Genomic DNA, 25,046 nt, shown 5'->3' on the forward strand with positions numbered 1-25,046 from the left:
GTTGCCCGCCATGACCGAGCTCGGACCCGTCGCCTGGCCACCTGCCCCGATACGGACCCAGCGGCTCCTGCTCCGGGAACCCGAGGCCCGCGACCGCGCGGCGATCATCGAGCTGTTCACCTCGCCAGAGGTGGGCCTCTACCTTGGTGGCCCTCGACCGCGTGATGAGTTCGCGCGTACGGTGCCTGAGACGCCCAGGCGGCGCCCCGGACTTTTCGTGGTCGATCTCGACGGAGCGATGATCGGCATCGTCACACTCGACCGGCGCGACGCGGAGCGTCCGGGTCACGTCCGTCCGGATGCCGGTGAGGCCGAGCTCGGCTACATGTTCCTGCCGGAGGCGTGGGGATGTGGGTACGCCGCCGAGGCGTGCGCGGCGGCACTCGACTGGTTCGCCGGCGTGCTTCCCGCCGAGCCGGTGGTGCTCTGCACCCAGACCGCCAACCACCGCTCGATGCGCCTCGCGGCGAAGCTGGGGTTCACCGAGGTGGAGCGGTTTGAGGAGTACGGCGCCGAGCAGTGGTTCGGCGTGTGGTCCTCGGGCCCGGTCGGTCACCCAGTGCCCGCTTGATCACGCGGTGCCCAGGTCAGTCACACAGGGCCCGGGTCAGGCGCCGGGACGCGAACCAGACCCCCGCCCCGGCCAGCACCACCAGATAGGCCGCGTGACCCAGCAACCCCCATTCCAGCACTCCCATGCACAGACCGCGCACCAGCTCCACCGCGTGATAGAGCGGCGTGAGCTGGATCAGCACCTCGACCCCGACCGGATAATCCCGCACGGGGGAGAACGTCCCCGAAAACAGGAACAACGCGAACTGCCCCGTGCCCATCAGGTCGAAATCCTGCCAGCCGCGCATCAGCGTGCTGACCGCCATCCCCAGACCGCCGAAGGCCAGCCCCACCAGCACGGTCGCCGGAAACGCCGCCACCGCCCACGCGGGCTCCGCCAGCCCCATCACCACCATCACCACCAGGAAGATCGCGGTGTAGAGCGAGCCCCGGACGATCGACCAGACCAGCTCACCCACCGCGATCTCAACGGGCCGCACCGGCGTCGCCAGCACCGCCTCGAACGTCTTCATGTACTTCAACTTGAAGAAGAAGTTGAACGTCGTCTCCGCCAACGCCCCCGACATCGCCGACACCGCCAGCATCGCCGGCGCGACGAACGACGCGTACGACATGGTCCGCCCGTCCACCGTCAGATCACCGACCAGCGCACCGACGCCGACACCGATCGACAGCAGATACAGCAGCGGCTCGAAGAAACCCGACACCAGCACGATCCAGTACGACGGCCCGGACCGCAGCGCCCCCACGTTCCGGCCGATCACGGCGCCCACCCGGCCGGGGGAGACCCGGGACGCCACCAACGTCGTCACCATCAGTCCTCCAGCCTCCTGCGGAACGCCCGCACCGCCAGGAAAAGACCCGCCGCCGCCCACACCAGCAGATACCCGGCATGCACCACGACCGGCCAGGCCGGGGCCCTGCCGAGCGTCGCCGCCCGGCACAACTCCACCGCATGCCACAACGGCGAGGCGTACGCCAGCGGGCGCAACACCGCCGTGAGCTGCTCAACCGGGAAGAACACCCCGGCGAACAACGTCGAGGGCAGCACGACGAAGCGGAACAGTATCGAGAAGTAACTGTCATGATCGATCGTGGCGGCGAACGCGATCACCGGCGCCGACACCGACACCGTCAGCACCGCGCACACCACGGGAGTGACGAGCGCCCACGGCGAATGCAGCCCACCGAAGAACACCACCACCACCAGGAACGCCACGACGGCGATCGTCACCCGGAAGACCAGGTAGAGCACGTGGCCCCGGACCATGTCCACCGGCTCCACGGGCGTGGCCCGCATCGCGTGATAAGCCCGGACCCACTTGAAGTCACCCAGCACCGAATAGGTCGACTCGCCGATCGCGATCTGGAAGGCCGTCGACGCGAGCACCCCCGGCACGATCCACGACAGGTAATCGACCCCCTGCACCCTGCCGACATAACCACCCACGCCGATCCCGATGCTCAGCAGGAACAGCACCGGAAGCACGAACGAGGAGAACACCGACGCCTGCCACAACCGCCGGTACAACGTCAGATGCCGCTCCAGCACCGCCAGTGTCGGACGCACCCCATGGGCCACAGCCATCTCACTCCACCAACGTCCGGCCCGTCAGATGGAGGAACACATCCTCCAGCGTCGACCGCCGCACCAGCACGCTCGACGGCTCCACCCCCCGCCGATGCATCTCGGCCAGCGCGGCGTCGCCGTCGTCCACGTACACCAGCACCCGATCCGGCAGCGGATCGACCCGCTTGCCCACCCCCTCCAACGCCGCCGCATACCGCGACCCCGCCTCGGGCATGCCGGGAAAACGCAACTCCACGACCTCGGCCGTCGAATAGGTCTCGATCAGCGACCGCGGCGACCCCTCCGCCACGATCCTGCCCCCGTCCATCACGACCAGCCGGTCGCACAACTGCTCGGCCTCGTCCATGTAATGCGTCGTCAGCACCAGCGTCGTGCCCCGCTGCTTGAGCCGGAACAGCCGCTCCCACAACAGGTGACGAGCCTGCGGGTCCAGCCCCGTCGTCGGCTCGTCCAGCAGCACGAGATCGGGCTCGTTGACCATCGCCCGCGCGATCGTCAGCCGCCGCTTCATGCCACCCGACAGCGGCTCCACCTTCCCACTCGCACGGTCGGAAAGCTGCACGAACTCCAGCAGCTCATCGGCCCGCCTGCGGCTCTCCGCCCGCGACAGCCCGAAATACCGGGCGTAGGTCACCAGATTCTCCCGCACCGTCAGGTCGGGATCGAGGTTGTCCAGCTGAGGACACACCCCCAGCCGCGCCCGGATCCGCGGCCCGTCGTGCACGGCGTCCATGCCCAAAATCCGCAGCTCCCCGGCGGTCGGCGTGGACACGCAGCCGATCATCCGCATGGTGGAGGACTTGCCGGCCCCGTTGGGCCCGAGAAAACCGAACGCCTCTCCCGGCGCCACCTCGAGGTCGATCCCGGCGACGGCGGTGAACTCCCCGAAGCGTTTGACCAGGCCACGCGCGTAGATCAGCGGTTGATCAGCCACGATCCGAGACCCTAACCAACGGCCCCGACATTTCCGCAACAGGTTATCCGCGCCCCTGGCGCGGGTCCTGCCCCGCCTCCACGCCGACCACGCGGAAAACCGTCAGACCGCCACCTCATCCAGCAGAATCCGCGCCAGCTCCCGCGGCCGGGAGAACATCGGCCAGTGCCCGGTGTCCATCTCCACCAGCCGCCAGCGCCCGCCCGCCAGCAGACGCCGCACCACGTCATCCGCGTCATCCAGGTCATCGGGCTCTCCACCGTCGTACCGGCACCCGACGTACGTCGCCGGCAGCTCGTCGAGCGGCCGCACGAGCACCGCCGGCTCGACCAGCGTGGCGCCCGGATGCGGCGTAGCCCCGCGCACGATCCGCGCGATCTGGTCCTCGGTCAGATCCTGTCCCTCGAAATGAGCCGCCGTCGCGACCGGCCAGAATCCGCCGTTCTCCGCGAGGCAGGCCCGCAATGCCTCCCCGCCGTCCGGCCACGCCGACGCGAACGACGCTCCGTCAACCGGAACCTCCGCGTCCACGAAGACCACACGGGCCAGCCGGTCACCGATCCTCCCGGCCGCCTGCCCGACAGGAACGCCCGCGTAACTGTGCCCGACCAGCACCACCTCACGCAGATCACGGCGCTCCACCTCGCCGACGACGTCCTGTACGTGGGTCTGCTGACCGGCCGGCACCCCCCGCTTGTCCGCCAGCCCGGACAACGTCAGAGGATGGACGCCGTGGCCCGCCGCACGCAAAAGCGGCGCCACCTCCTCCCACGCCCACGCCCCCAGCCGCGCTCCGGCCACCAGTACGAATTCCGCCATGGCACACACCGTAGCGAGCCCCGCCGGCGGCTCCGCGCCCCCGGCGCGGGGCCCATATCCGGGCACCCTCCGATGGCCGTACGCTGACTTGCGTGAACACGTTCGAGCTGGGCACCGACGGCCCGCGAGTGATCCTCGTCGGCATCGACGGCTCGGAGACCTCCCTGCGCGCCGCCGCCTACGCCTGGGGGCTCGCCCGCCGCCAGGGCTCGCACGTCGTCCTCGTCTACGTCACCAATCCCGGAGCGATCAGCACGATGATGCCGGCCGCGTCGGCCTCGGTGATCGAGGCGGGGGAGGAGGTCGCCGCGGACCTCCTCCGGCAAGTGGAACGCTTCGCCCAGACCACCCACTCGCGTGTCGACTACACCTTCCGCACCGAGTACGGCGACGCCGCCGGCGCCCTCGCGAAGATCGCTGACGAGATCAGAGCAGACGCCGTCGTGGTGGGAGCCTCCACCCAGGCCGGCCACCGCTTCATCGGCTCGGTCGCGTTGCGCCTGGTCCGCGCCGGCCGCTGGCCGGTCACCGTCGTCCCCTGATCCGCCCCGCGTAGCCGGACCGCGGACCGGCTCAGCGGCGCTCCGGCCCGGACACGTCCAGCGCCCGCAGGCCCTCCAGCACCCGCAGCAACGTCGCCTCGTCCGGGCCGTCCGCCCGCGCGGCCACCGGATGCCGCCGGGCCCGCCGCGGCAGCGCCCCCGAAGACGCTTCCGAAGACGTCCCCGCGGTCACCGGCTCCCGCCGCTGCGCCGTCAAGGCCCCCGTCCGCACCCGCGGCCCGTCTCCGGCGTCCGCCGCGCCCCCCGCCAAGGACGGCAGCGCCGCCTCCACCGGCACGATGGCCAGCTCACACCACACGATCTTCCCCCGGTCCGGCGCCGAGTAGTGGCCCCAGCTCCGGGCCAGACTGCCGACCAGCGCGAGCCCCCGGCCGCTCTCGCCCAACTCGCCGCCCGCCTCACCGTCCACATCGCCCTCCGCCGCGCCGAGCGACACCGGTTCGCCGTCGCTGACGTCCCACACCTCGATGAACAGGCTGCCTCGCCCCGGCGCCACCCGGACCCGCAGCGCCACCGTACGCAGGGCCACCGGGAACATCGACGAGGCCATCGGCGGACTGACGACGGCGTCCGTCGCCCGCACCGCGTTCGTCACCAGCTCCGAGACCACCAGCTCCGCCGTCTCGGCCAGATGCGCGAGCTCCCACCCCCGCAACTGGCACCGTACGAACGCGCGCGCCCGGCGCGGGGCGGTCGCGCCCGACCCGAACGCCCTGTACGCGCTGCTGCGGCCCTCCTGCGAAGGGAAAGGAGAGGTCAGCATTCCGCTGAACGGGCGTGGACGGACCGGTCGACGACGACCGGGACGGCCGTTCGGGGAGAACCCATGCCTCCGATCCTCTGTCATGAACGCCGGTAAAGTGACCGGCTTCACGGCATTCGCAGAATTTTCATCCTCCAGTCACCGCCATACCTGACAGAAGACGACAGGAAAACGCGCCACGCTGGACACATGAACGCACACGCCACCGGCACCTTCGACATCACCAGCTGGAACGAACTGGCCACCGACGAGAAGGAAGGCGCCACCTTCGGCCGCAACCACATCACCAAGGCCTTCCACGGCGACCTCGTCGGCACGAGCACCACCGAGATCCTCACCGTCATCACCCCCGACGGCCCCGCCGCCTACGTCGGCGTCGAACACGTCGCAGGCACCCTCCACGGACGCAAAGGCACCTTCGCCCTCCAGCACAGCGCGGCCAGCCACAACGGCGAACAATGGATGAAATGGCAGATCGTCCCCACCAGCGGCACCGGGGAGCTGACCGGCCTCACCGGACAGGGCACCATCCGCGTCGAAGACGGCCACCACTATGTCCTCGACTACACCCTGCCCGACGCCTAACCCGCTCTCATCCGGGTAGCCGCCGGTCCATGGTGAAATCCGCTGACCGGCGAACCACGGACGAGGCCGCCGCCCCGGCAGAGCCCGCCTCCGCCGCTCCCGCCACCCCCCGCACCGCGGCACGCCCCACCGGCCGCACCACTGACGGCCACACCAGGGCCCCGCGCGTCGCCGTCATCGCGCACCGCAAGAAGACCCTCGGCGGCGGCCTCGACGAGCTGCGCAAGCTCATCACCGGCTACGACATCGCCGACCTGCTCTGGTACGAGGTCCCCAAGAGCAAGAAGGCCCCCAAGAAAGTCCGCCAAGCCCTCAAGGACGGCGCGGAGCTGTTCTTCCTCTGGGGCGGCGACGGCACCGTCCAACGCTGCGTCGACGCCCTCGCCGGCAGCGGCGCCACCGTCGCCATCGTCCCCGCAGGCACCGCCAACCTCCTCGCGCGCAACCTCGGCATCCCCGAAGACCTGCCCGAGGCCGTACGCATCGGCTTCGAGGGCCGCCGCGCCAAACTCGACCTCGGAAAGATCAACGGCGAGCACTTCGCGGTCATGGCGGGCGTCGGCCTCGACGCCGAAATGATCGCCGACGCCGACCGCGGCCTCAAGGACCGCCTGGGCCGCCTCGCCTACATCTGGACCGGGCTACGCCACGTCGGCGGCGCCGTCACCCCCATGAAAATCAGAATCGACGGCACCGACTGGTTCGAGGGCGACGCCAGCTGCGTCCTCGTCGGCAACGTCGGCACCGTCACCGGCGGCATCGACGTCTTCGAAGACGCCCGCTCCGACGACGGCTGGCTGGAAGTCGGCGTCTCCACCGCGGAAGGCCCCATCCAATGGGCCCGGACCCTCGGCCGCATGAGCGCCGGCAACGCCGAAAAATCCCCCTTCGTCCGCATCACCCGCGCCAAGAAGATATCGGTCAAACTTCAGGACCCCAAGACGTACGAACTGGACGGGGGAGCCCGCGACCAGGTCAGAAACATCAAGGTCAAAGTCGTCCCCCAGGCCATCACGGTCTGCCTGCCCGACACCACCGCATGACCACCGCGGCCCCCGCGAACGACCGACGAGAGCATCAGTCGAGGGACAGCCCCGCGGCCGGAGTCACCCGGGCGGCCCGGCGTGTCGGGACGACAGCGGCGACAAGCCCGGCAAGGGCGACGATGACAACCACGACGACGAGCGACCACCAGGGGACCCGCATGGCGGCGCCGCGCAGAGCCCGCGTCACCACCGTCTCGTAGCCCACCCAGGCGAACCCGACGCCGATCACGGTGCCAAGCACAGTGGCCACCACCGACAGCAGCACCGCCTCGGTCGCCAGCATCCACCGCAGCCGCCCGCGGGTGAGCCCGAGCGCGCGCAGCATCGCGTGCTCACGGGCCCGCTCGAGCACGGACAGCCCCAAAGTGTTCGCGATCCCGATCAGCGCGATCACGACGGCGATCCCGAGCAGTCCGAGCGCCGACCAGGTGTAGGTCCCCAGCTGCCGGTCCAGCGACTCCCAGGTCCGCAACCCGTTCTCAACCGTCGCACCAACCGGATCCGCCAGCTCGTCCAGGGCACCGCCGAGCCGAGCCGAGCCGGGTCGGCGCCGGAAGCGGCGCGGATCCACACGGCACGCGGCTCGGGAGCGTCGGTGAGCATCGCCAGCGTCTCCGGCGCGACCACGCCGGCCGGGCCCCAGCCGGTGCCGAAGACCACCCGCAGCCAGGCTCGCCGCTCGCCGGCGCGCACCATGACCCGCTCACCGGACCGGAGACTCAGGCCCTTGCCGAAAGCCTCGGAATCGATCCTGGTCCTCCCCGGATCGACCCGGGCGAACGCCCCGCCGTCACGCGCCACCCACGCCGCGGCCGGCGCGGCCACCACCGGAATCGGCTGGTCGAACCCACCCGGGCCATCACGCCGAAGAAGTGAGCGCGACATCGACGGGATGGTCCCTGCCGATCTGCTCATCCACCGCCGAACGCCATGTGGCCATCCCGGTGAGTACGGCGCTCGTCAAGGTGACGCCGACCAGAAGGGAGGCAGCCGTGGTGGCGGTCCGGCGCGGATTGCGCACAGCGTTCGCGGTCGCCAGCCGCCCGGCGGGGCCGAGCAGCGCGCCGGCGATCCGAACCAGGCGGGGGACGAGCACCGGCCCGAAGAGAAGTACACCGGCGAACACCGATCCTCCGCCTGCCACCATGAGCGCCGTACTGCCCTCGACCTCGCCACCCCCAGCAGAGCCGGCCCGGCGACCAGAAGGAACGCGGCGACCGCCGGCCGCACCCGGCCGATGGCCGTGCGTACACCGACCCCGCCATCCGGGCGCAACGCCGCCAGCGGGCTCACCCGGACCACACGCCGGGCCGGCAACCAGGACGCGACCATGGTGACCACCAAGCCGACCACGAACCCCCCAGCAGCCAGGGCACGGGCACCCCGGCGGCACCCATCGGGACGGCGGGCACGAGACCGTTCATCAAAGCGATCAGCCCATAGCCGAGACCGACACCGGCCAGTGTCCCCGCCAGCGACGCGAGCACCCCGACGACAGCCGCCTCGCGGCGCACCGAACGCACCACCTGCCGCCGGGTCGCCCCGACACAGCGCAACAGCGCGAAGTCGCGAAGTCGTTGCGCGAACAGAATGGAGAACGTGTTCGCGACGACCAGGACCGACACGAACAGCGCGATACCGGCGAACAACACCAGCATCACCGACAAGCTGTCCACCCTGTACTGGACATAAGTCAGCCGCTCCGCGGCGAACCCCTCCGGCGACTGCGCCTTCGCGCCTTCCGGAAGCCGGCCCACCTCCCCGCGCACCGCCACCGCGGTCAGATGGAGCCGGTCACGCCACTGCAGCAACTGCGGCCAGGTGACGTACATCGAGGCCTGGGCCGGGGGAGAGGGCGACTCCACGAGACCGACCACTCCCACGTCGCGCCCGTCGGCGCCCTCGCCGATCCGAACCCGGTCGCCGAGCTCGACGTTCTCGGCCAGGGCGAAATACACGTCCACCACCGCCTCGCCCATGCCCGCCGGGAAGCGACCCGAGCTGAGCTTCTGCCAGCGCCACTCCTCAACGGTGGAGATCGGCCCCACGGTCGTCCCGGACAGCCGCCGCCCGTTCACACGCACCGGCAAAGTCGCCCGGCCGGTCGCGGCCGCGTTCCCACCCTGCCGCTCGGCGAACGCGATCGCGGCCTTCGGGTCCAGCTCGGACGCCGGCCATCTCGCCGCCGAGACCACCTGGTCGGCATTGCGGTACGGCGCCCCCAGGCCGTCCATGAGCCCGCTACGCGCCCCGGACGTGAGCACGCCGACCACGACCACGACGACGAAGGCGACCGCGACGGCGACGGCGACGGCGACGGCGACCGCGATCACCGCCGCCACGTACCTGCGGGCGTTGGTACGCAGCGACGCGAGGAAGACGGTACGCATCAGACGATCCGCCCGTCCTGCATGGCGACCACGCTGTCGGCGTACGCCGCCGCGTCCCGCTCATGCGTGACCATCACGACGGTCTGCCCGAGCTCGCGCGCCGACCGGCGCAGGTGATCCAGCACCTCCGCCGACGTGGTGCTGTCCAGGTTCCCGGTGGGCTCGTCGGCGAACAGCAGGTCCGGCTGGGTGATCAGCGCCCGGGCGATCGCGACCCGCTGCTGCTGGCCGCCGGACAGCTCCGCGGGCCGGTGACCCAGCCTGTCGGCCACGCCGAGGACATAGGCGAGCATCCGCGCGCGTTCCCGCGCCGCGCCGTCGATCCGGCGACCGCCCAGCTCAAGCGGGAGCACGATGTTCTCGCCCGCGGTCAGCATCGGCAGCAGGTTGAACGACTGGAACACGAAGCCGACATGCTCGCGTCGGAAGACCGTGAGCGCGTCGTCATCGAGTGAACCGAGGTCGATGCCCGCCACGGTGACGGTGCCGCCGCTGGGGTGGTCGAGTCCGGCCAGGCAGTGCATCAGCGTGGACTTGCCCGACCCGCTCGCCCCCATGATCGCGGTGAACCTGCCTCGGGGGAGGTCGAGGTCGACGCCGCGCAAGGCATGCACCTGGGCATCGCCCTGGCCGTAGGTCTTGGTCAGGTTCCGCGCGCCGGCGGCCACGGTCGGTTCGCTGTAGTCCATGCCCGCAGTCAAGGCGGCGCGGTGTTGCCGGCACGTATGAGATTTTCGATACGCCGACGACATGCGCTCACCCGTAGCCTCGAGAGCGTGCGTGTGCGGATCGTCAAGGACGAGCCCTACCTGGCGGAAGCCGTCCGCCACGGCCTACGCCTGGCAGCGATCGCCGCCGACATCGCCGGTGACGGCGACACCGCCCTGGAACTGCTGAGCGTCAACGCCTACGACATCGCCGTCCTCGACCGCGACATCCCCGGCCCTTCCGGCGACGAGATCGCCAAACGCATCGTCGCCTCCGGCCGCGGCACCCCCATTCTCATGCTCACCGCCGCCGACCGGCTCGACGACAAGGTCTCCGGATTCGAACTCGGCGCCGACGACTACCTCACGAAGCCGTTCGAACTCCGCGAACTCGTCCTCAGGCTCAGAGCACTCGACCGCAGGCGCGCCTACAACAGGCCGCCCGTGCGGGAGATCGCGGGCCTGCGGCTGGATCCGTTCCGCCGCGAGGTCTACCGCGACGGCCGCTACGTCGCGCTCACCGGCAAGCAGTTCGCCGTGCTCGAAGTGCTCGTCGTCGCCGAAGGCGGGGTCGTCAGCCACGACGAACCTTGTGCACAACGCCATCGTGCACAACCTGCCCGAACAGGGCACCGCGTGGGTCACGACCGGCGTCCGCCCCGAGACCGTGATGCTCACAGTCGAAAACAGCGGCGAAACGCTGCCCCCGGAGTCGGTCGCGACACTCACCGAACCGTTCCAGCGCGGCACCGGAAGAATACGCGGCGACCACGCGGGCGTCGGCCTCGGCCTGGCAATCGTCAAGAGCATCATTCACGCGCACGACGGGTCTCTCACCATCGTCCCGCGCCCCGCGGGCGGGCTCCGTATCGTCGTCCAACTGCCCACCTCGCCCGGCCGCGACCGGCTGAAGGGCGGGGGAGAGGGTGATCGCGGAAAGTGACCACACTCTCACGGGTGAGTCCGTGTGCGCCCGGGAAGGCGGGGGAGAGGCGCGGGGAGCGTGGCAGAGCGGGCCGGTCCCAGCGGTGGAAAGCAGGTCACCAGAGCCGGCGGGCCGGAAGCGGACGATCCGCAGGTGCGCAACCTCGTCGAGAGCCGGCAAATCGAACACGGGCGGGGGAGTCTCCAACCGGTCGGCGGCCGAACGACGTGTGGCGCCGCAGACCCGCCGCGAGAGGGGCGCCGCCGTCCGCGAAGCCAGGCCGCGGGAGTGCTCGTCCGCACGAGCGCGACGATCGCAAGCCCCGTGGCGCGGCACCGCCACGCCATCGGGCCCGCCGTTCGGCGCCGCGACATGGACGCTCGGACGCCCTCGCGCGGCGATGTCCGCGATACGGGCGGCGAGTCGGTCGTAGAGCCAGGAGAGTGGCCTGGAGGAGGGCCGCCAAATCGCTTACTTGACATAATGTTCATTATCGAGCAATGCTGGAAGGGGCACGAAGGGCCGTTGGCCTGGAGTTTCGGACGCTCCTTCAAGGTGCGCATGACACCGTCTCCGTGCTGGTGCCGCGACGAGGGCCGTCAGCCGATCTGCTCGACCAGTGCGACGACGATGCCTCCGGGCCGCGGACGCGACAGAGCCGGCAGCCACCCTCAGGGCGCACGAGTTCGCCGACGAGTTCGGCGGCGTGGATGCGCAGGCGGGCGATGACGTCGACGATGCCGAGGTTGTTCCTCCACTGGATCGTCATGGTGGTCCTCTCCTCCTCCGTCGCGCGGCCCGTCGTCGCCACTGGCGTACCCGGGACGGAGCCGGTGCCGCATTCTCGGCACCCGAGGTCCACGATTCTCCTTCTGGACGCCCACGTCGCCGAACGAGAACCCGCCCGTCCTCTGCGATCACGACAAAGGTCCCTATTCTGATCGCAGGCATCTATAAACCGTCATACCGGACAGAAGGTGGATTCTGTCCGGTATAAGTGGCTACCAGTCGCTATGAGGGCTTTGATTCGGTTTGCAGAGGCGGTTCCTGTCCCCTGCTCAGGAACCGCCGCGCGCCGCGCAGCGTGGTCCGAAGGCGCCGCTGCGTCATGGCGCACTCCAGTCGCACATCCAGCGGTCCGGGCACGGCGGTGTCCGCTCGCCTGCCCGAAGGCAGACTGTCCGCGTCGAGGCCGTCACGCCGGGCGATCAACAGCCCGAGCTCGAACCGGCTCACCGCATCGGTTCCGGCGAGATGATGGATGCCGTGGTATCCGGATGCGGCGAGTTCGAGGAGCGCCGCAGCCAGATCGGCGACGTGCACCGGACATCGGACATCGTCGGTGAACAGCACTCCTTTCTGTCTGCCGCCGGCCAGTGCGTGCACCAGCGCCTCGTGCGAGGAACCACCGTCCCCGATGATCAGGGAGGTCCGGGCTATGACCGCCGTTGGCGCGATCGCGCTCACCGCTGTCTCGGCAGCGGCCTTGGCCGCACCATAGGGGGTGATCGGGTCGGGGACGCAGGTCTCGTCATAGTGGATCGCGGCGCCCGAGAAAACCGCGTCGCTGGACACCTGGACCAGGCGCCCGCCGGCCGCGGTGGCGGCGAGAGCCACGTTCACGGCTCCGATGGCAGTGGTCGCCCAATCCGTCTGCCGGTACGCGGCGTTGACGACCACCTCCGGCCGGAATGCGCCGACCAGTGCGTCGGCGTCCTCGCGCCGGCGTACGTCGAGCGGCAACCAGTCGACGCCGGCGGTCTCTCCTGGTCGGGTGAGGTAGGTCGCCGCCACCTCATGCCCGGTCGCCACACACTGCCGGGCGAGTTCACTGCCGAGAAGACCACTGCCCCCGACGATGAGGAATCTCATGGCCGGTCACCCTAGTTGAGCAATCGCTTCCCATCCCCCGGAACCGCCGCGCAGCGTGGTCCGAAGCGGCCGCTGAGTCAGCAGCACATCAGACGCGCATCGAGCGGACCGGGCGCGGCGGTGTCCGCTCGCTGGGCCGATGGCGGCCGGTCCTCGTCGAGGCCGTCACGCCGGGCGGTGAGCGACCCCGGCTCGTTTCGGCTCGCCGCGTCGGTTCCGGCGACCCGGTGGACGTCGTGGTGCTCGGACGCGGCGAGTTCGAGCAGCGCCGCGGCCAGATCGGCGACGTGCACGGGGCGCGGCACGTCGTCGGTGAACAGCACTCCGCTCCCCCAGTCCGTGGCCGGGGGATGCGCCGGCGCCTCGTGCGGGCAATCACCGTCGCCGGTCAGCAGGCAGGTCCGGGCTGTCACCGCGGCCGGCGCGATCGCGTTCATCGCTGTGACGGCTGCGGCGGCGCCGTTCGGGGTGATCGCGCCGGTGACGCTGGTCTCGTCGTAACGCGTCGCGGCATCGGAGAAGACCGTGTCGCCGGCCATGTGCACCAGGCGCGCGCCGGTCGCGGAGGCGGCCAGAGCGACGTTCGCGGCTCCGGCCGCCGTGGTCGTCCAGTCGGCCTGCCGGTACGCGGCGTTGACGACCATCTCTGGTTTGTGTGCGCCGATCAGAGCGCCGACGTCCTCGCGCCGGAGCATGTCGAGCGGCGCCCACTCGACGTCCACGATCTTTCCTGGCCGCGTGAGGTAGGTCGCGACGACCTCATGCCCGGCCGCCGAACACCGCCTCGCCAGTTCGCTGCCGAGAAGGCCGCTGCCGCCGACGATGAGAACTCTCAAGGCGGATCACCTCATCAGGAAGTCGGAGGACGCGCTCAACCGCGGGCGAGTGCCAGCGCGTCGTCGGGGACGGTGCGTGTGGTCTTCCGGCGGGTGGCGAGTGTGAGGAGCAGCGAAGCCCCCGTGAGCGCCAGGCCGTACCAGACGACGCTCGTGACGCCCAGGTGGTCGACGAACTGTCCGCCGAACAGCGCTCCGAGGGCGATGGAGGTGTTGTACGCCATCGTGTTGAGCGACATCGCGGCTTCGAAGGTGTCGGGCGCGGCGGCCTGCGTCATGTTGACCTGGCACAGCTGGACGACGCCGAAGGACGCTCCCCAGAGGATCAGCGTGACGATCGAACCGGCCTGTCCGCCGGCGATCGTGAGCAGGAACAGCATGGACATCACGAGGCCGGCGCAGCCGACGATGAAGCTGCCCCTCAGGTTCCTGTTGGCCGTGTATCCGGCGATGAAGTTCCCGGCCGCGCCTCCGGCGCCGTAGACCATCAGCACCACGGTGATGAAGAAGGGCGCGGCGGATGCGCTCTGCTCAAGGTAGGGGCGCACGAACGTGTACGTGCCGAAGTGGCCGAGGACGAAGAGGATGACGGTGAACAGCACCAGACGCAGGGGCACGTTCTTCAGCGGGAGGCTGAAGACTTCGCGCACCGAGACGGCGTTCGTCGACGGCAGCGACGGGATGACGGCGACGACCGCGAGGAACACCAGCGCTCCGAGGCCGGCCCAGATGAGGAACGTGGTTCGCCAGCTGGTGAGGCTTTCCAGGATTGTTCCCAGCGGCATGCCCACGACCGCGGCGACCGAGATGCCGGACATGACGGTCGCGGCCGCCCTGCTGGCGTGACGTTCGGGGACCAGGCGCATCGCCATGCTCACGCCGATGGCCCAGAACACCCCGTTGGCGAATCCCATGATGAGCCGCGTTGCCAGGACCAGGGGATAGTTCGGCGAGATGGCGGTGATCACGTTTCCCAGGGTCAATATCGCCAGGAGCGTGGACAGCAGGACGCGCCGGTTGACGCGCCTGGTCCAGGCGACGATGAAGGGCACGCCGAGTCCGGCCGAGACGCCGTAGAGCGTGACCATCAGCCCGGCGATGCCCACGGATATGTGCAGGCTGGTGCTCACCGGGGTCAGCAGGCCGACGGGCATGAGCTCGGTCGTGAGGAAGACGAAGAGGCTGGCTGTGATCGCTGCGACGCCGAGCCATGGTTTCAGGGGCGAGTGCGTGGTTTCCGTCATGGTTCAAGGGTGCGCGAGCATCGATCTATGAGTCCAACACATAATTTTCATTGCTATCTATCGTGATGCATGATTGTCGGGTGGAACTGCAGCAGCTGAGGTATGTCGTCGCGGTCGCGGAGACCAGCAACTTCACCCGTGCGGCCGAGCGCTGCCGGGTGGTGCAGTCGGCGCTCAGTCATCAGATCGCCGCTCTGGAGCGGGAGCTGGGCGCACGGCTGTTCGAGCGCACGAGCCGCCGCGTACGCCTGACACCGGCCGGGGAGGCGTTCCTGCCCGCGGCCCGGGAGTGTCTGGAGGCCGCGGACCGGGCGCGGGCCGAGGTGGCGGCCGTCGGCGGGGAGATCCTGGGGCGGCTCGCCGTCGGGGCCATCCCCACCCTGGCGGCCGTCGACCTTCCGGTCGCCCTGAGGGACTACCGCCGGCGCTATCCGCGGGTGCACATCACGCTCACCTCGGCGGGCAGCGAAAGCTTGATCGAGCGGGTCCGGCAGGGCGGCGTCGACGTCGCGTTTCTCGGCCTGCCGCCCCGGATGGAACCCAAGGGCGTGCAGAGTCGCCGCCTCGGCGGAGGTGAGCTGGTCGCCGTGGTCGCGCCCGGTTATCACCGGACGGAGACCGAGGTGGATCTGCGGAGTCTGGCGGACGAGCCGTTCATCGACTTCCGCGCTGGAGCGGCCGGGCGGGCACAGTCCGACGAGGCCTTCGCCGCGGTGGGGGTGCGGCGTGACGTGCCCTTCGAGGTGTCGTCGGCCGAACTCATGGTCGACCTGGTACGGCAGGGCCTCGGCGTCGGCATGCTGCCGGCCGCGTTCGCGCCGCGCTTTCCCGACCTGCGTGTCATTCGTCTTCGCGATGCTCCCACCCGGGTGGAGCACCTGATCTGGGACAACCGGCCGTCCCCGGCGGCGCTGGCCTTCCTGGAGCTGATCGGCGCCGATCGGGCGGAGGCGTCTCCCGGTTGAGCCGCGCGGCGTTCCTCACCGGCCGTGGTCGTCCTCGTCTCGTACGGTGAAGCCGCCCCGGCCGTCGAAGGTCACCGTGTGGACCGCGTCGAACCCGTCCTGCGGGCGTGGGCGGCGCAGGCGTTCCACCGTGGCGAGGATGCCGACTTCGGGCACCCGGGCGCGGCTAGAAGGTGGACTTGCCCGACGTCTGCGGTCCGACGAGCACGGCGACCTCCCGGGCCGTGACGCCCGCGGGTCGCGTGCCGGGGGGTCACGCCTTCTCCCCCGGCGAGCTGTGGGTGGGAGCCGGGGCCGCGCCGGGGTCTGCTGTGATCACGCCTACGATCTTGGGATGGACGAAGAGGAGCTGACCGGGGGCGGGGTCAACCGCGTCGTCCGGGTGGGAGGCACGGTGCGCCGGCCGGCCCGCCGGTGGACGCCGGTGGTGCACGCCCTGCTCGGCCATCTGGCGGCGGTGGGGTTCGGCGGCGCGCCGAGAGCTCACGGGTGTGACGGCGAGGGCCGGGAGGTCCTGGATTTCGTCCCGGGTGAGGTGCCGGACTATCCCCTGCCGTCGTACGTGACGGCGGATGAGGCGCTGGTCGCCGTGGGGACGCTGCTGCGGGACTACCACGACGCGACGGTGGGCTTCGCGCCCGCGGAGGACGCCGGGTGGTACTTCCCCGCGCGGGCTCCGGCGGAGGTCGTCTGCCATGGTGACGTGGCGCCGTACAACTGTGTGTTCCGGGAGGGGCGGCCGGTGGCGTTCATCGACTTCGACACCGCGCATCCGGGGCCGCGGGTGTGGGATGTGGCGTATGCCGCCTACCGGTTCGTGCCGATGCATGATCCCGGCCGGGACGGGAGCGCTCCGGGAGTGGAGGAGCAGGCGCGGCGGCTGCGGGTGTTCGCCGACGCCTACGGGCTCGTGGCGGAGGACCGGGAGGTGCTGGTGGAGACCGCGCGGGCCCGGCTGGAGCATCTGGTGGCCCACATGCGTGCCGAGGCCGCGGCGGGTCACGAGGCGTTCGCCGCTCATGTCGCGGAGGGGCACGATCTGCTGTATTTCACCGACAGCGCGCATATGGCCCGTCATGAGGGGCTGTTCCTGGAGGCGCTCTCGCCGGAGGGGCGGGACGGCAGGGTGGGGATGTCGGCGGGATAGAGCGAGAGCAGCAGCCCGTACGGCTCGCCCGCGGAGGACGGGGTGCCGCCGGGAGGGGGCAGCAGGGCGCGAAGCTTGGTGATGAGGGCGCGGGCCTCGTCCTGGGTGAGCCACAGGTGGTTCAGCAGGGTGTGCTCGGCCTGGCCCGGCCGGGCGGGCAGCATCTCGTCGAGGGCGGCTCTGATGAGGAAACCGGGGCCTGCGGTGGCCTCCTCGTGCAGGCGGAAGCCCCGGCTGACCAGGGCGAGGGTCTGTTCGGTGCCGCCGCGTACGTGCCGGGTGCCGGCGAGGTGGACGATGCCCGCTTCGCGCAGGACTCGGATGTGGTAGCCGACGGTGCCTTTGGCGGCCCGCAGTGCCGTGGCCAGCTCCCCCAGTGTCGCGGGGCGCTGGCGGAGAAGGTTGACGATGCGGTGGCGGACGGGGTGGCCGAGGGCCTTGAACTGGGCGGGGGTACGTAGCTCCAGAAGGTCGGGGTCGTGCGGGGGCGTTGAGGGGCGCTCCCCCGTCGTCGTCTCGTCGGTCACGGAGAAAGTGTCGAGGATGGTCGACGCTTTGACAAACGGGTGGGCGGGACAGCACAATCGCCGGACCAGAAGCGTCGAGCATTCTCGACGCTTGATGCCTCACGTGGAGGAAGCCGATGCCTCATTCGACGGCGCGCGTCGTCACCGACAGGCCCGAGCGCTACATCAGGCAGCTCGTATCGCACATGGGCCACAAGGTGGAGGCCGTGCTCGGCGGCGACGGACGGGCGGTGATCGAGCTGGGGGCCGGGCGCTGCGTGCTGCGGCCGTGCGCCGGCGGATTCGAAATGATCGCGACCGCCGGCGGCGAGGAGTCGCTGACCGGCGTGCGGGACGTCGTGACCCGTCACCTGCTGCGGTTCGCCACCCAGGAGGAGCTCGTGGTCGACTGGTCGCCGCCCGTCGGGGGCGACGCGGTGTGGGACCTGTCCCCCGTCGTGGACGACTACCTGCTCACGCACTGCTCCCCGCCGGACGAGGTGCTGCGGGATCTGGTGGTCAGGACGCGGGAGGAGACGGGCGGCGCGGCCGGGATGCAGATCTCTCACGACGAGGGCGCGCTGCTGACGATGCTGGTGCGGATGTCGGGCGCCCGCCTGGCGGTGGAGGTGGGGGTGTTCACCGGTTACTCCTCGATCTGCATCGCCCGGGGGCTGCCGCCGGACGGGCGCCTGCTGGCGTGCGACGTGAGCACGGAGTGGACGTCGATCGCCAGGAACTACTGGGAGCGGGCGGGTGTGGCCGGTCGTATCGACCTGCGGATCGGGCCGGCGCTGGAGACGCTGCGTGCGCTTCCGGCCGAGCCGGTCATCGGTTTCGCGTTCATCGACGCCGACAAGGAGAGCTATCCGGACTACTACGAGGAGGTGGTGACGCGGCTGAGCCCGGGCGGCCTGGTCGTGCTCGACAACGTGTTCCAGGGTGGGCGTGTGTTCGACCCGGCCTTCCAGGGGGAGGCGCAGGTGGCCGTCCGCCGCCTGAACGAGACGATCGCGCAGGACGAGCGGGTGGAGTCGGTGATGCTGCCGGTGCGTGACGGCGTCACCGTCGCCCGGCGGGTGGGCTGACCGGCAGGCGCCGGGTCACCCGGCCGGCGATCACGTCTGTCGTTCACCCTAGCCGGAAGGGCTGACTGTTCCGTGGGGCGGGGTTTACGATCATCACATGTTCGGCTTGGGCATGGTCGAGGTATTGATCCTCGCCGTCATCGTGATCGCGCTTCTCGGTGTGGCACTCGCGGCCGTGCGGGCCGGCGCCCGCCCCGCCGGGCCGCTCGCGTGGCGCAGCCCCGGGCTGCTGCCGCCGGTGTCGGCCGATCTGCAGCACCGGGTGCGGGAGCTGTACGCCGAGGGCAAGAAGATCGAGGCGATCAAGCTGATCCGCGAGCAGACCGGGCTGGGTCTGAAGGAGGCCAAGGACCTGTCCGAGGCCCTGGCGTCGGGGCGGCCGCTGCCGGTGGCCCCGGGCCACGCGCGGCCGGATCTGGCGTCGCGGGTGCGGGAGCTGAAGGCGGCCGGACGCGGCGAGCAGGCGGTGTTCCTGGTGCGCGGCGAGACGGGCATGGGCCAGTCGGAGGCCGAGCGGTTCGTCGACGCGATCGACGCCGTCGACGCGGAGGGCGGCGAGGCGTAGGAGGCCGCCCTCCGGGTGCCGGTTGTCGGTGCGGCTCGGTACGGTGTCGATCATGCTGCCCGCACAGGTGAACAGGGTGACCGTGCAGGAGGCCGCGGACCGCTACGTGGAGCTGGTCCGGGCCAAGACGCTGACCGGGGGGCTGTCGCCCGCCACGGCCGAGGTGTACGCGCGTGACGTGGCCACGTTCGTACGGCTGGCCGGGCCGGACCGGGTGCTGGACGACCTGACCGGCGAGGATGTGGACGCGGTGCTGCTGGCCTTCGCGCGCAAGCCGGACGAGCGCAGAAAGAGCGACGAGCGGGGGAAGGGCACGGGGAAAGGCGCGGGACAGAGCGCGGCGTCGCAGGCGAGGTTCCGCCGGTCGGTGTCGGCGTTGTTCCGGCACGCGACGTCGGCGGGGTGGGTGCATCTGGATCCGATGGCGGCCTCGTCGGTGCGGGCGCGGGAGCGGGGCGGGCTGCGGCCGGAGCGGCGGGCGCTGACGCGGGAGCAGGCCGAAGGCCTGATCGAGGCGGCCGGCTCCCCCTCTGGGCCGCCTCCGGAGGCGGAGCCGGCGGGTTCCGGCGTGGGGCGCCGCCGCCGCCGGGCGGACCAGCGGACCGAGGTGCGTGACGCGCTGGTGGTGCTGCTGCTGACCACGGTGGGCCCCCGGGTGTCGGAGCTGGTGCGGGCCAACGTGGAGGACTTCTACACCAACGACGGGGTGCGCTATTGGCGGATCTTCGGCAAGGGCGGGCGGACCCGTGACGTTCCGCTGCCCGATGCCGTGGCCGCGGCGTTCGACGCTTACCTGGCGGTCCGGCCGGGCGGGAACGGCGAGAAGGCGCTGTTGCTGTCGTGGCGGGGCAGGCGGCTGGCGCGGGGCGATGTGCAGGCGGTCATCGACCGGGTGCAGCGGCGGGTGGATCCCGGGCAGCGGCGGGCGGTGACGCCGCACGGGTTGCGGCACACGACGGCGACGCATCTGCTGGCGGACGGCACGGACATGGACGCGGTACGACGGGTACTGGGACACAGTGATCTGTCGACGCTGGGCCGTTACCGGGACGACCTGCCCGGAGAGCTGGAGATCGCGATGGGGTCGCATCCGCTGCTGCGCCGCCGGCGCGGCCAGGCCGGGCCGGACACGCCCTGAGCGTCGCGCTGATGGGTGAGTGGCCTTCCGGCGCGCGGTGGGCAGGTGGCGCATTCGGCGCGCGGTGGGCGGGTGGCGCATTCGGCGCGCGGTGGGCGGGTGGCGCATTCGGCGCGCGGTGGGCGGGGAGCGTCAGCGCCGCGCCGGGTCTGCTCGCCTTCACCGGCGCGATCGGCACCGCGGAGCCGCACGCGCACGCCGCGGTGCAGGTGCTGCTGGTCACCGAGGGGAACGTGGAGCTGGTCGACGGCAGCGGGCGGCGGCAGCGGCAGGTGGAGGCCGCGATCATCCCCACCGGGGTCCGGCACGAGCTGCTGGCCGGTCCGGGCGCGCACGGCCTGCTGGCTTACCTGGATCCGGCGGGCCGCGCGGGGCGTGCGGCCATGGCCCGCGTCCGATCGGGCGGCGGCGATCCGCAGGCCGTGGGCACGTGGCGCGGTGCCGCCGAGCCGGTTGTGGGCGAGCCGTTCGGGGCGGCGATGGACGACGAGGTGCCCGGGGCCGGGCCGGGTGAGCTGCCCGCGGTGCTCGTGCGTGCCCTGGACCTGATTCCGCAGCTGATCAGCGGACCGCTGCTGCTGAGTGAGCTGGCGGCTCGGGTGGGGGTGTCGGCCAGCCGCCTGGGTCATCTGTTCGCCGAGCATCTGCAGCTGCCCTATCCGGCGTGGCGGCGCTGGGCGCGGCTTCTGCACGCCATCGAGGCGGTCCGCGACGGCGCCGGCCTGACGGAGGCCGCGCACGCGGCCGGGTTCGCCGACAGCGCCCATCTGACCCGCACCTGCCGGGCCATGTTCGGCATCACCCCCAGCCACGCCGTTGCCGCCGCGCACTGGAGGTCCGCCGGTCGCGGGGGCCGGTGAAGGGCTTCAGCGGATCCGTTCAAGCCGCGAGCGGTGCCGCGCCGCCACAGTGATGGGCATGTCCGTTCCTGTCTTCACTGCTTTCGCCGTTACCGCGCGCGCCGCCGTACGGGGTGCCGTGCGTTACGGCTATGTCCCGCTGATGCTGCTCGGCGTCAACGGCGCGGCCGTCGCGCTGGCCTCCGCCGGTGCCGCCGAGCTGTGGCTGTTCGTCCTGCTGCCGGCCGCCGTCGGCGTGTCGTTCTGCGCCGAGCGCATCGTGCCGTATGAGACCGGCTGGAACACCTCTCGTGGCGATGCCGGGCGTGATGTCGCGCATGGCCTGGTCAACGAGAGCCTGATCCTGGTCGGTGTCGCGGTCATCCCGCTGCTGGCCGCCGTCGTCCCCGCCGCGGGGTTGTGGCCGGGCGGCTGGCCGTTCGTGGTGCAGGTGCTGCTGGCTGTGGTGGTCGCCGATGCCGGGATCACCCTGTTTCACTACGGCAGCCACAAGGTCGGCGCGTTGTGGCGTTTCCACGCCGTGCATCACTCCGTGACACGCTTCTACGGCCTGAACGGCCTGATGAAGCACCCGGTGCACCAGACGATGGAGATGGCCGCGGGGGTCGTTCCGCTGCTGCTGATCGGCCTGCCCGTCCGGGTCGCCTCGGTTTTGGCCCTGGCTGTGGCGGTCCAGCTGTTGCTGCAGCACTCCAACGCCGACTATCGCGTCGGCCCGCTCAGGTATGTCCTGGCGCTCAACGAGGGGCACCGCTTCCATCACCTGAAGTGGGCGGGCGTCGGTGACGTCAACTTCGGGTTGTTCACCTTGGTCTGGGACCATCTGCTCGGCACCTACTCCTACGACCCCGGGCGCCGCTTCACCTCAGAGCTGCTCGGCATGGCGGCCAAGCCCCACTATCCGAGCGCGTATCTGGCCCAGCTGGCCGAGCCGTTCAGGGCGTCCGGCGCCTGCCATGCCGCCCCGGGGCAGGGAGGCACGGGGCAGGCAGGCACAGGGCAGGCAGGCACGGGGCGGCGGGCGCCCGCGCTTCACTGACGCCCGCCGTCTTTCGTGGCACTCCCCCGGCCGCGTCGTTGCGCGGGATCGTCGAGCCGGGCCGCTCAGGCGGGGCGTACGGGCTGGCGCAGGATCGTGCGCACGTCCGCGGAGTCGGCCTCCTGGACGCCGGTGAGATAGAGCTCGTGGTGCAGGCCGGCCGGGACGAGGCCGTGGGCGTGCATGAACTCCTCCATGAGCGTGAGCGACTTCGGCTCCTCGGCGAAGGGTCCGTGGTGGGTCATCTGGACGCACCGCCCGTCGGTGAAGGTGACGAGCTGGACGGCGCCGACGCCGGGCGTGGGGCGGGCGGCCTCGCGGGCCTGTTCGGCGAGGGCGGGGTCGAGGCCGGCGGGCAGGCGGAGGAACAGGTGCCAGTGCCACTCGTCCCTGGGGACATCGAGGGGGTGGCGGGTGGTGTCCTCGACCCACCAGCGGCCTTCGAGCACGGGCATGGGCAGTCCTCCGGCGAGGCCGGTCAGGGGTCCTGCCACGGCGTACAGCGCGGTGATCGCGGCGAGGTGCGCCGATCCTCCGGGGGCGCCGCGTCCGGTGACGCCGAGCCCCGTGACGGGGCCGAACTCGGCGAGCTCGGGGGTGTCGGCGGCCGAATACCAATCGGTCAGGTGGTTCATTCTTCGTCCTCCAGCCGGATCATCAGGTGGGTGATCAGCCGCTCGGGCGGGGTGGTCGCGGGGTCGGAGACGTAGGCCTCCCGGAGGGGGCCGGTGGGGGCGTGCCCGCGTTCGGCGCACCAGGCGAGCAGGGCGTGGGCGGTGAGCGCGATCTGGTCGTAGGGGCCGACGTGGGCGGCGGTGGCGAAGGTGCCGCCCGGCAGGATGTCGGGCCGGGCGCCCGGCACGTGCGGGAGGCCGGTGCCGGTGAGCGCCACGGCGACGGGGACGGACTCGCCATAGTCGAGCGGGAACAGGCCGACGAGGTGGAGCGGGATCGCGCCGGACGCGGCGCCCATCAGGCGGGCGACGCAGGCGGAGGTGGCGCGGCCGATGTCGTCGGGGGTGGCGGCCAGGTCGTGGACGACGACCGCGGGGCGCGGGGGTTCGGTGACGACGGTGACCTCGGCGCCGGGCAGGCCGGCGGCGAGGATGTGTTCGAGGGTCTTGAGGGTGCGCCTGCGGCGGGCGAGTTCGGCCTCCAGGTCGTCTTTCACCCGGGCGAGCGCGGCGGCCGCGGTGCCCTCTCCCCCGCTGCCGTCTCCCCCGGGGTCCTGTCTCCCCGTGTCCTGGCCGGTCACCCCGCCGGCGGACAGGACGGCCGCGACGACGGGCAGGGGGACGTCGAGGGACCGCAGCAGGCCGATGACGAGCGCGTCGCGGGCCTGGGCGGCCCGGTAGTAGCGGTAGCCGCTGGCGGGGTCGATCCAGGCGGGTTCGAGCAGGCCGAGCGTGGCGTAGTGGCGCAGTTGCTTGACGCTGAGCCGGGCGAGGCGGGCGAACTGCCCGATCGACAGAAGGTCGTCGTTCACGTGCCCCAGCATGGCCTCTCCCTCCGTGGGAGAGTCCATCCCGCGAGGGACGGCGATCCGGCGTGCCTGCGCTCGGCGGCATACCGAAGACGACGACGCGTCACTGTCCGGGGGAAGGGGCGCGATCCGGTGCCGGTGAGGAGGCGCGCCCGGGTGCCCGGCCGTCGGCCGGCGGCACCGTGCCCCGGCCGGCCACCATGGCGACGATCACCTGTCCGGCCGCGGCGGCACACATCACGATGATCGGCGCCTGCCAGCCGTCGGTGATGGTGTGCAGCAGCCCGAAAACCACCGGTCCCGCGGCGGCGAGCAGGTAACCGATCGACTGGGCCATCGCCGACAACGCGCCCGCCACGGTCGCGTCCTGGGCGCGCAGGCTGAGGAACGCCAACGCGAGCACCAGGCACGCTCCGCCGCCCAGGCCGAGGACGACGCTCCACAGCAACGCCCACCCGGGCGCCGCCAGAAGGCCGAGGTATCCGGCGAGCAGGACGGCCGAGCTCACGGTGGCCACCGCGCGTTGGTCACGTGCCCACCGCAGCGCGGCGGGCACCGCCAGGCTGGTCGCCACCGCGACCGCCTGGAACACGAACAGCAGCCATCCCGCCGCTGCCGCGCTCACCCCGGCGTCCTGGAACACCTGGGGCAACCACGTGACGACGACATAGAAACCCAGCGACTGCAATCCCATGAACGCCGTGACCGCCCACGCCAGCGCCGATCCCAGCGGCAACCGGTGTCCGCGGATCGCCCGCGGGGCCGGCCTCGCCGTACGCGACTGCGGAAGCCACAGCACCACGGCCGCCAGCGCGGGCAGGATCCAGCACCCCAGCGCGGTGGGCCAGCCGCCGGGGACGACCTGGCTCATCGGTACCGCGACCCCGGAGGCGACCGCGGCGACGGCCCCCATCACGGTGGCGTACGCGCTGGTCAGCAGGCCCACTCTGGTGGGGAAGTCGCGCTTGATCAGGCTCGGCAGCAGCACGTTGCCCACCGCGATTCCCGCCCCGATCAGCACGGTTCCCGAGAACAGGCCGATCGCCGACGGCGCCCACCGGATGGCGATCCCGAGGGTCAGCACCATGAGCGCACCCCAGAGGAGCCGCTCGGGTCCCCACCGGGCCGCCAGCCGCGGGACCAGCGGCGATATCACCGCGAACGCCAGCAGGGGCAGCGTGCTCAGCAGGCCCGCCACCGCCGGAGTCAGCCCCAGATCGGCCTGCACGCGATCCAGCAACGGCCCGACGGCGGTCAGGCTCGGCCGCAGGTTGGCCGCCACCACCAGCAGTCCCCACACCAGTAGCGCCCGGCCGGAACGCCCTGGCGGCCGCTTCTCATCGGGGGAAACCAGGACGGAACGCTCCTTCGACATGGCGTCGACCTCTCTGACATAATACGGAATAA

General features: G+C 71.2%; 30 protein-coding genes and 1 pseudogene. 13 read left to right on the forward strand and 18 right to left on the reverse strand.

Translation table 11 applies throughout. The features are described from left to right. The first annotated feature begins 10 nt into the window (after positions 1-10). On the forward strand, positions 11-571 hold the full coding sequence (locus ACQPZZ_RS19955) for a GNAT family N-acetyltransferase (RefSeq protein WP_432934149.1): 561 nt from the start codon (positions 11-13) through the stop codon (positions 569-571). Between the two features lie 16 nt (positions 572-587). Here the strand turns inward: ACQPZZ_RS19955 and ACQPZZ_RS19960 are convergent, their stop codons facing one another. The 4 genes from ACQPZZ_RS19960 to ACQPZZ_RS19975 all read right to left on the reverse strand — a co-directional run bounded on the left by ACQPZZ_RS19960 (position 588) and on the right by ACQPZZ_RS19975 (position 3,917). Further along, positions 588-1,388: an ABC transporter permease gene (locus ACQPZZ_RS19960; protein ID WP_363637986.1), complete on the reverse strand. Its 801-nt coding sequence runs from the start codon at positions 1,386-1,388 to the stop codon at positions 588-590. Further along, entirely contained in the window at positions 1,388-2,161 is a 774-nt protein-coding gene (locus tag ACQPZZ_RS19965) for an ABC transporter permease (protein WP_363637988.1), read from the reverse strand. Before ACQPZZ_RS19965 ends, ACQPZZ_RS19960 begins: the two co-directional genes overlap by 1 nt. Before the next feature lies 1 nt (position 2,162). Beyond that, on the reverse strand, positions 2,163-3,098 hold the full coding sequence (locus ACQPZZ_RS19970) for an ABC transporter ATP-binding protein (protein ID WP_363637990.1): 936 nt from the start codon (positions 3,096-3,098) through the stop codon (positions 2,163-2,165). Between the two features lie 102 nt (positions 3,099-3,200). Beyond that, complete coding sequence (locus tag ACQPZZ_RS19975; RefSeq protein WP_432934152.1) at positions 3,201-3,917, reverse strand: alpha/beta fold hydrolase; 717 nt, start codon at positions 3,915-3,917, stop codon at positions 3,201-3,203. Positions 3,918-4,009: 92 nt separating this feature from the next. Here ACQPZZ_RS19975 and ACQPZZ_RS19980 point away from each other — a divergent pair, with 92 nt between their 5' ends. Further along, entirely contained in the window at positions 4,010-4,459 is a 450-nt protein-coding gene (locus tag ACQPZZ_RS19980; RefSeq protein WP_432934154.1) for a universal stress protein, read from the forward strand. 31 nt (positions 4,460-4,490) lie between these two features. Here ACQPZZ_RS19980 and ACQPZZ_RS19985 read toward each other — a convergent pair whose 3' ends face one another. After that, a complete protein-coding gene (locus ACQPZZ_RS19985; protein ID WP_432934156.1) occupies positions 4,491-5,243 on the reverse strand; it encodes an ATP-binding protein in 753 nt (250 codons plus the stop codon). 189 nt (positions 5,244-5,432) lie between these two features. Between ACQPZZ_RS19985 and ACQPZZ_RS19990 the strand changes: the two genes are divergently transcribed. Together ACQPZZ_RS19990 and ACQPZZ_RS19995 are read left to right on the forward strand one after the other, a co-directional pair. Next, positions 5,433-5,828: a DUF3224 domain-containing protein gene (locus ACQPZZ_RS19990; protein WP_432934158.1), complete on the forward strand. Its 396-nt coding sequence runs from the start codon at positions 5,433-5,435 to the stop codon at positions 5,826-5,828. A gap of 29 nt (positions 5,829-5,857) precedes the next feature. Beyond that, positions 5,858-6,871, forward strand: a complete 1,014-nt coding sequence (locus ACQPZZ_RS19995) for a diacylglycerol/lipid kinase family protein (protein WP_432934160.1) — start codon at positions 5,858-5,860, stop codon at positions 6,869-6,871. 34 nt (positions 6,872-6,905) lie between these two features. Here ACQPZZ_RS19995 and ACQPZZ_RS20000 read toward each other — a convergent pair whose 3' ends face one another. From ACQPZZ_RS20000 to ACQPZZ_RS20015, 4 genes are all read right to left on the reverse strand, one after another. Further along, a complete protein-coding gene (locus ACQPZZ_RS20000; RefSeq protein ID WP_432934162.1) occupies positions 6,906-7,346 on the reverse strand; it encodes an ABC transporter permease in 441 nt (146 codons plus the stop codon). A 387-nt stretch (positions 7,347-7,733) separates the two neighbouring features. Beyond that, the gene (locus ACQPZZ_RS20005) at positions 7,734-8,000 is read right to left on the reverse strand and encodes a hypothetical protein (RefSeq protein WP_432934164.1); all 267 of its coding nucleotides are present in this window, start codon (positions 7,998-8,000) and stop codon (positions 7,734-7,736) included. Positions 8,001-8,163: 163 nt separating this feature from the next. After that, on the reverse strand, positions 8,164-9,264 hold the full coding sequence (locus ACQPZZ_RS20010; RefSeq protein WP_432934166.1) for an FtsX-like permease family protein: 1,101 nt from the start codon (positions 9,262-9,264) through the stop codon (positions 8,164-8,166). Then, positions 9,264-9,953 carry an ABC transporter ATP-binding protein gene (locus ACQPZZ_RS20015; protein WP_432934168.1) on the reverse strand — a complete coding sequence of 230 codons (690 nt, stop codon included), beginning with the start codon at positions 9,951-9,953 and terminating at the stop codon, positions 9,264-9,266. Before ACQPZZ_RS20015 ends, ACQPZZ_RS20010 begins: the two co-directional genes overlap by 1 nt. Positions 9,954-10,040: 87 nt before the next feature. On the opposite strand from ACQPZZ_RS20015, the pseudogene ACQPZZ_RS20020 reads away from it, so the two are divergent. Both ACQPZZ_RS20020 and ACQPZZ_RS20025 read left to right on the forward strand, forming a co-directional pair. Next, positions 10,041-10,559: pseudogene (locus tag ACQPZZ_RS20020) on the forward strand (response regulator transcription factor); the annotation flags it as partial. Between the two features lie 4 nt (positions 10,560-10,563). Beyond that, entirely contained in the window at positions 10,564-10,914 is a 351-nt protein-coding gene (locus ACQPZZ_RS20025) for a sensor histidine kinase (protein ID WP_432934170.1), read from the forward strand. 532 nt (positions 10,915-11,446) lie between these two features. Here the strand turns inward: ACQPZZ_RS20025 and ACQPZZ_RS20030 are convergent. The 4 genes from ACQPZZ_RS20030 to ACQPZZ_RS20045 form a co-directional block, all read right to left on the reverse strand. Next, positions 11,447-11,665 carry a hypothetical protein gene (locus tag ACQPZZ_RS20030; RefSeq protein ID WP_432934172.1) on the reverse strand — a complete coding sequence of 73 codons (219 nt, stop codon included), beginning with the start codon at positions 11,663-11,665 and terminating at the stop codon, positions 11,447-11,449. A 242-nt stretch (positions 11,666-11,907) separates the two neighbouring features. Further along, positions 11,908-12,768: an SDR family oxidoreductase gene (locus ACQPZZ_RS20035; RefSeq protein WP_432934174.1), complete on the reverse strand. Its 861-nt coding sequence runs from the start codon at positions 12,766-12,768 to the stop codon at positions 11,908-11,910. Between the two features lie 77 nt (positions 12,769-12,845). Further along, a complete protein-coding gene (locus ACQPZZ_RS20040) occupies positions 12,846-13,604 on the reverse strand; it encodes a sugar nucleotide-binding protein (RefSeq protein ID WP_432934176.1) in 759 nt (252 codons plus the stop codon). A gap of 35 nt (positions 13,605-13,639) precedes the next feature. Then, positions 13,640-14,848: an MFS transporter gene (locus tag ACQPZZ_RS20045; RefSeq protein WP_432934178.1), complete on the reverse strand. Its 1,209-nt coding sequence runs from the start codon at positions 14,846-14,848 to the stop codon at positions 13,640-13,642. Positions 14,849-14,928: 80 nt separating this feature from the next. On the opposite strand from ACQPZZ_RS20045, the gene ACQPZZ_RS20050 reads away from it, so the two are divergent. Beyond that, positions 14,929-15,813, forward strand: coding sequence for a LysR family transcriptional regulator (locus ACQPZZ_RS20050; protein ID WP_432934179.1), 885 nt, complete (start codon positions 14,929-14,931; stop codon positions 15,811-15,813). Between the two features lie 15 nt (positions 15,814-15,828). On the opposite strand, the gene ACQPZZ_RS20055 is transcribed toward ACQPZZ_RS20050, so the two are convergent. After that, complete coding sequence (locus ACQPZZ_RS20055) at positions 15,829-15,969, reverse strand: hypothetical protein (protein WP_432934181.1); 141 nt, start codon at positions 15,967-15,969, stop codon at positions 15,829-15,831. 178 nt (positions 15,970-16,147) lie between these two features. On the opposite strand from ACQPZZ_RS20055, the gene ACQPZZ_RS20060 reads away from it, so the two are divergent. After that, positions 16,148-16,960 (forward strand): phosphotransferase enzyme family protein, encoded by an 813-nt coding sequence (locus ACQPZZ_RS20060; RefSeq protein ID WP_432934183.1) that lies wholly within the window; start codon positions 16,148-16,150, stop codon positions 16,958-16,960. Here the strand turns inward: ACQPZZ_RS20060 and ACQPZZ_RS20065 are convergent. Continuing rightward, the gene (locus ACQPZZ_RS20065; protein ID WP_432934185.1) at positions 16,888-17,487 is read right to left on the reverse strand and encodes an ArsR/SmtB family transcription factor; all 600 of its coding nucleotides are present in this window, start codon (positions 17,485-17,487) and stop codon (positions 16,888-16,890) included. The genes ACQPZZ_RS20060 and ACQPZZ_RS20065 overlap by 73 nt on opposite strands. A 116-nt stretch (positions 17,488-17,603) precedes the next feature. On the opposite strand from ACQPZZ_RS20065, the gene ACQPZZ_RS20070 reads away from it, so the two are divergent. The 5 genes from ACQPZZ_RS20070 to ACQPZZ_RS20090 all read left to right on the forward strand — a co-directional run bounded on the left by ACQPZZ_RS20070 (position 17,604) and on the right by ACQPZZ_RS20090 (position 22,156). Next, positions 17,604-18,554, forward strand: coding sequence for a DUF2218 domain-containing protein (locus tag ACQPZZ_RS20070; RefSeq protein WP_432934187.1), 951 nt, complete (start codon positions 17,604-17,606; stop codon positions 18,552-18,554). 97 nt (positions 18,555-18,651) lie between these two features. Beyond that, positions 18,652-19,119, forward strand: a complete 468-nt coding sequence (locus ACQPZZ_RS20075; RefSeq protein WP_432934189.1) for a ribosomal protein L7/L12 — start codon at positions 18,652-18,654, stop codon at positions 19,117-19,119. Positions 19,120-19,171: 52 nt separating this feature from the next. Beyond that, the gene (locus ACQPZZ_RS20080; protein WP_432934191.1) at positions 19,172-20,257 is read left to right on the forward strand and encodes a tyrosine-type recombinase/integrase; all 1,086 of its coding nucleotides are present in this window, start codon (positions 19,172-19,174) and stop codon (positions 20,255-20,257) included. Between the two features lie 11 nt (positions 20,258-20,268). Beyond that, entirely contained in the window at positions 20,269-21,117 is an 849-nt protein-coding gene (locus ACQPZZ_RS20085) for a helix-turn-helix domain-containing protein (protein ID WP_432934193.1), read from the forward strand. Between the two features lie 58 nt (positions 21,118-21,175). Further along, positions 21,176-22,156, forward strand: a complete 981-nt coding sequence (locus ACQPZZ_RS20090; protein ID WP_432934195.1) for a sterol desaturase family protein — start codon at positions 21,176-21,178, stop codon at positions 22,154-22,156. A gap of 65 nt (positions 22,157-22,221) precedes the next feature. On the opposite strand, the gene ACQPZZ_RS20095 is transcribed toward ACQPZZ_RS20090, so the two are convergent. From ACQPZZ_RS20095 to ACQPZZ_RS20105, 3 genes are all read right to left on the reverse strand, one after another. Continuing rightward, entirely contained in the window at positions 22,222-22,791 is a 570-nt protein-coding gene (locus tag ACQPZZ_RS20095) for a hypothetical protein (protein ID WP_432934197.1), read from the reverse strand. Further along, on the reverse strand, positions 22,788-23,654 hold the full coding sequence (locus ACQPZZ_RS20100) for a MerR family transcriptional regulator (protein ID WP_432934198.1): 867 nt from the start codon (positions 23,652-23,654) through the stop codon (positions 22,788-22,790). Before ACQPZZ_RS20100 ends, ACQPZZ_RS20095 begins: the two co-directional genes overlap by 4 nt. A gap of 88 nt (positions 23,655-23,742) precedes the next feature. Then, entirely contained in the window at positions 23,743-25,014 is a 1,272-nt protein-coding gene (locus ACQPZZ_RS20105) for a CynX/NimT family MFS transporter (RefSeq protein ID WP_432934200.1), read from the reverse strand. Positions 25,015-25,046 lie beyond the last annotated feature (32 nt).

This window comes from Microbispora sp. CA-135349 (genome assembly GCF_050947365.1).
GTDB lineage: Bacteria > Actinomycetota > Actinomycetes > Streptosporangiales > Streptosporangiaceae > Microbispora.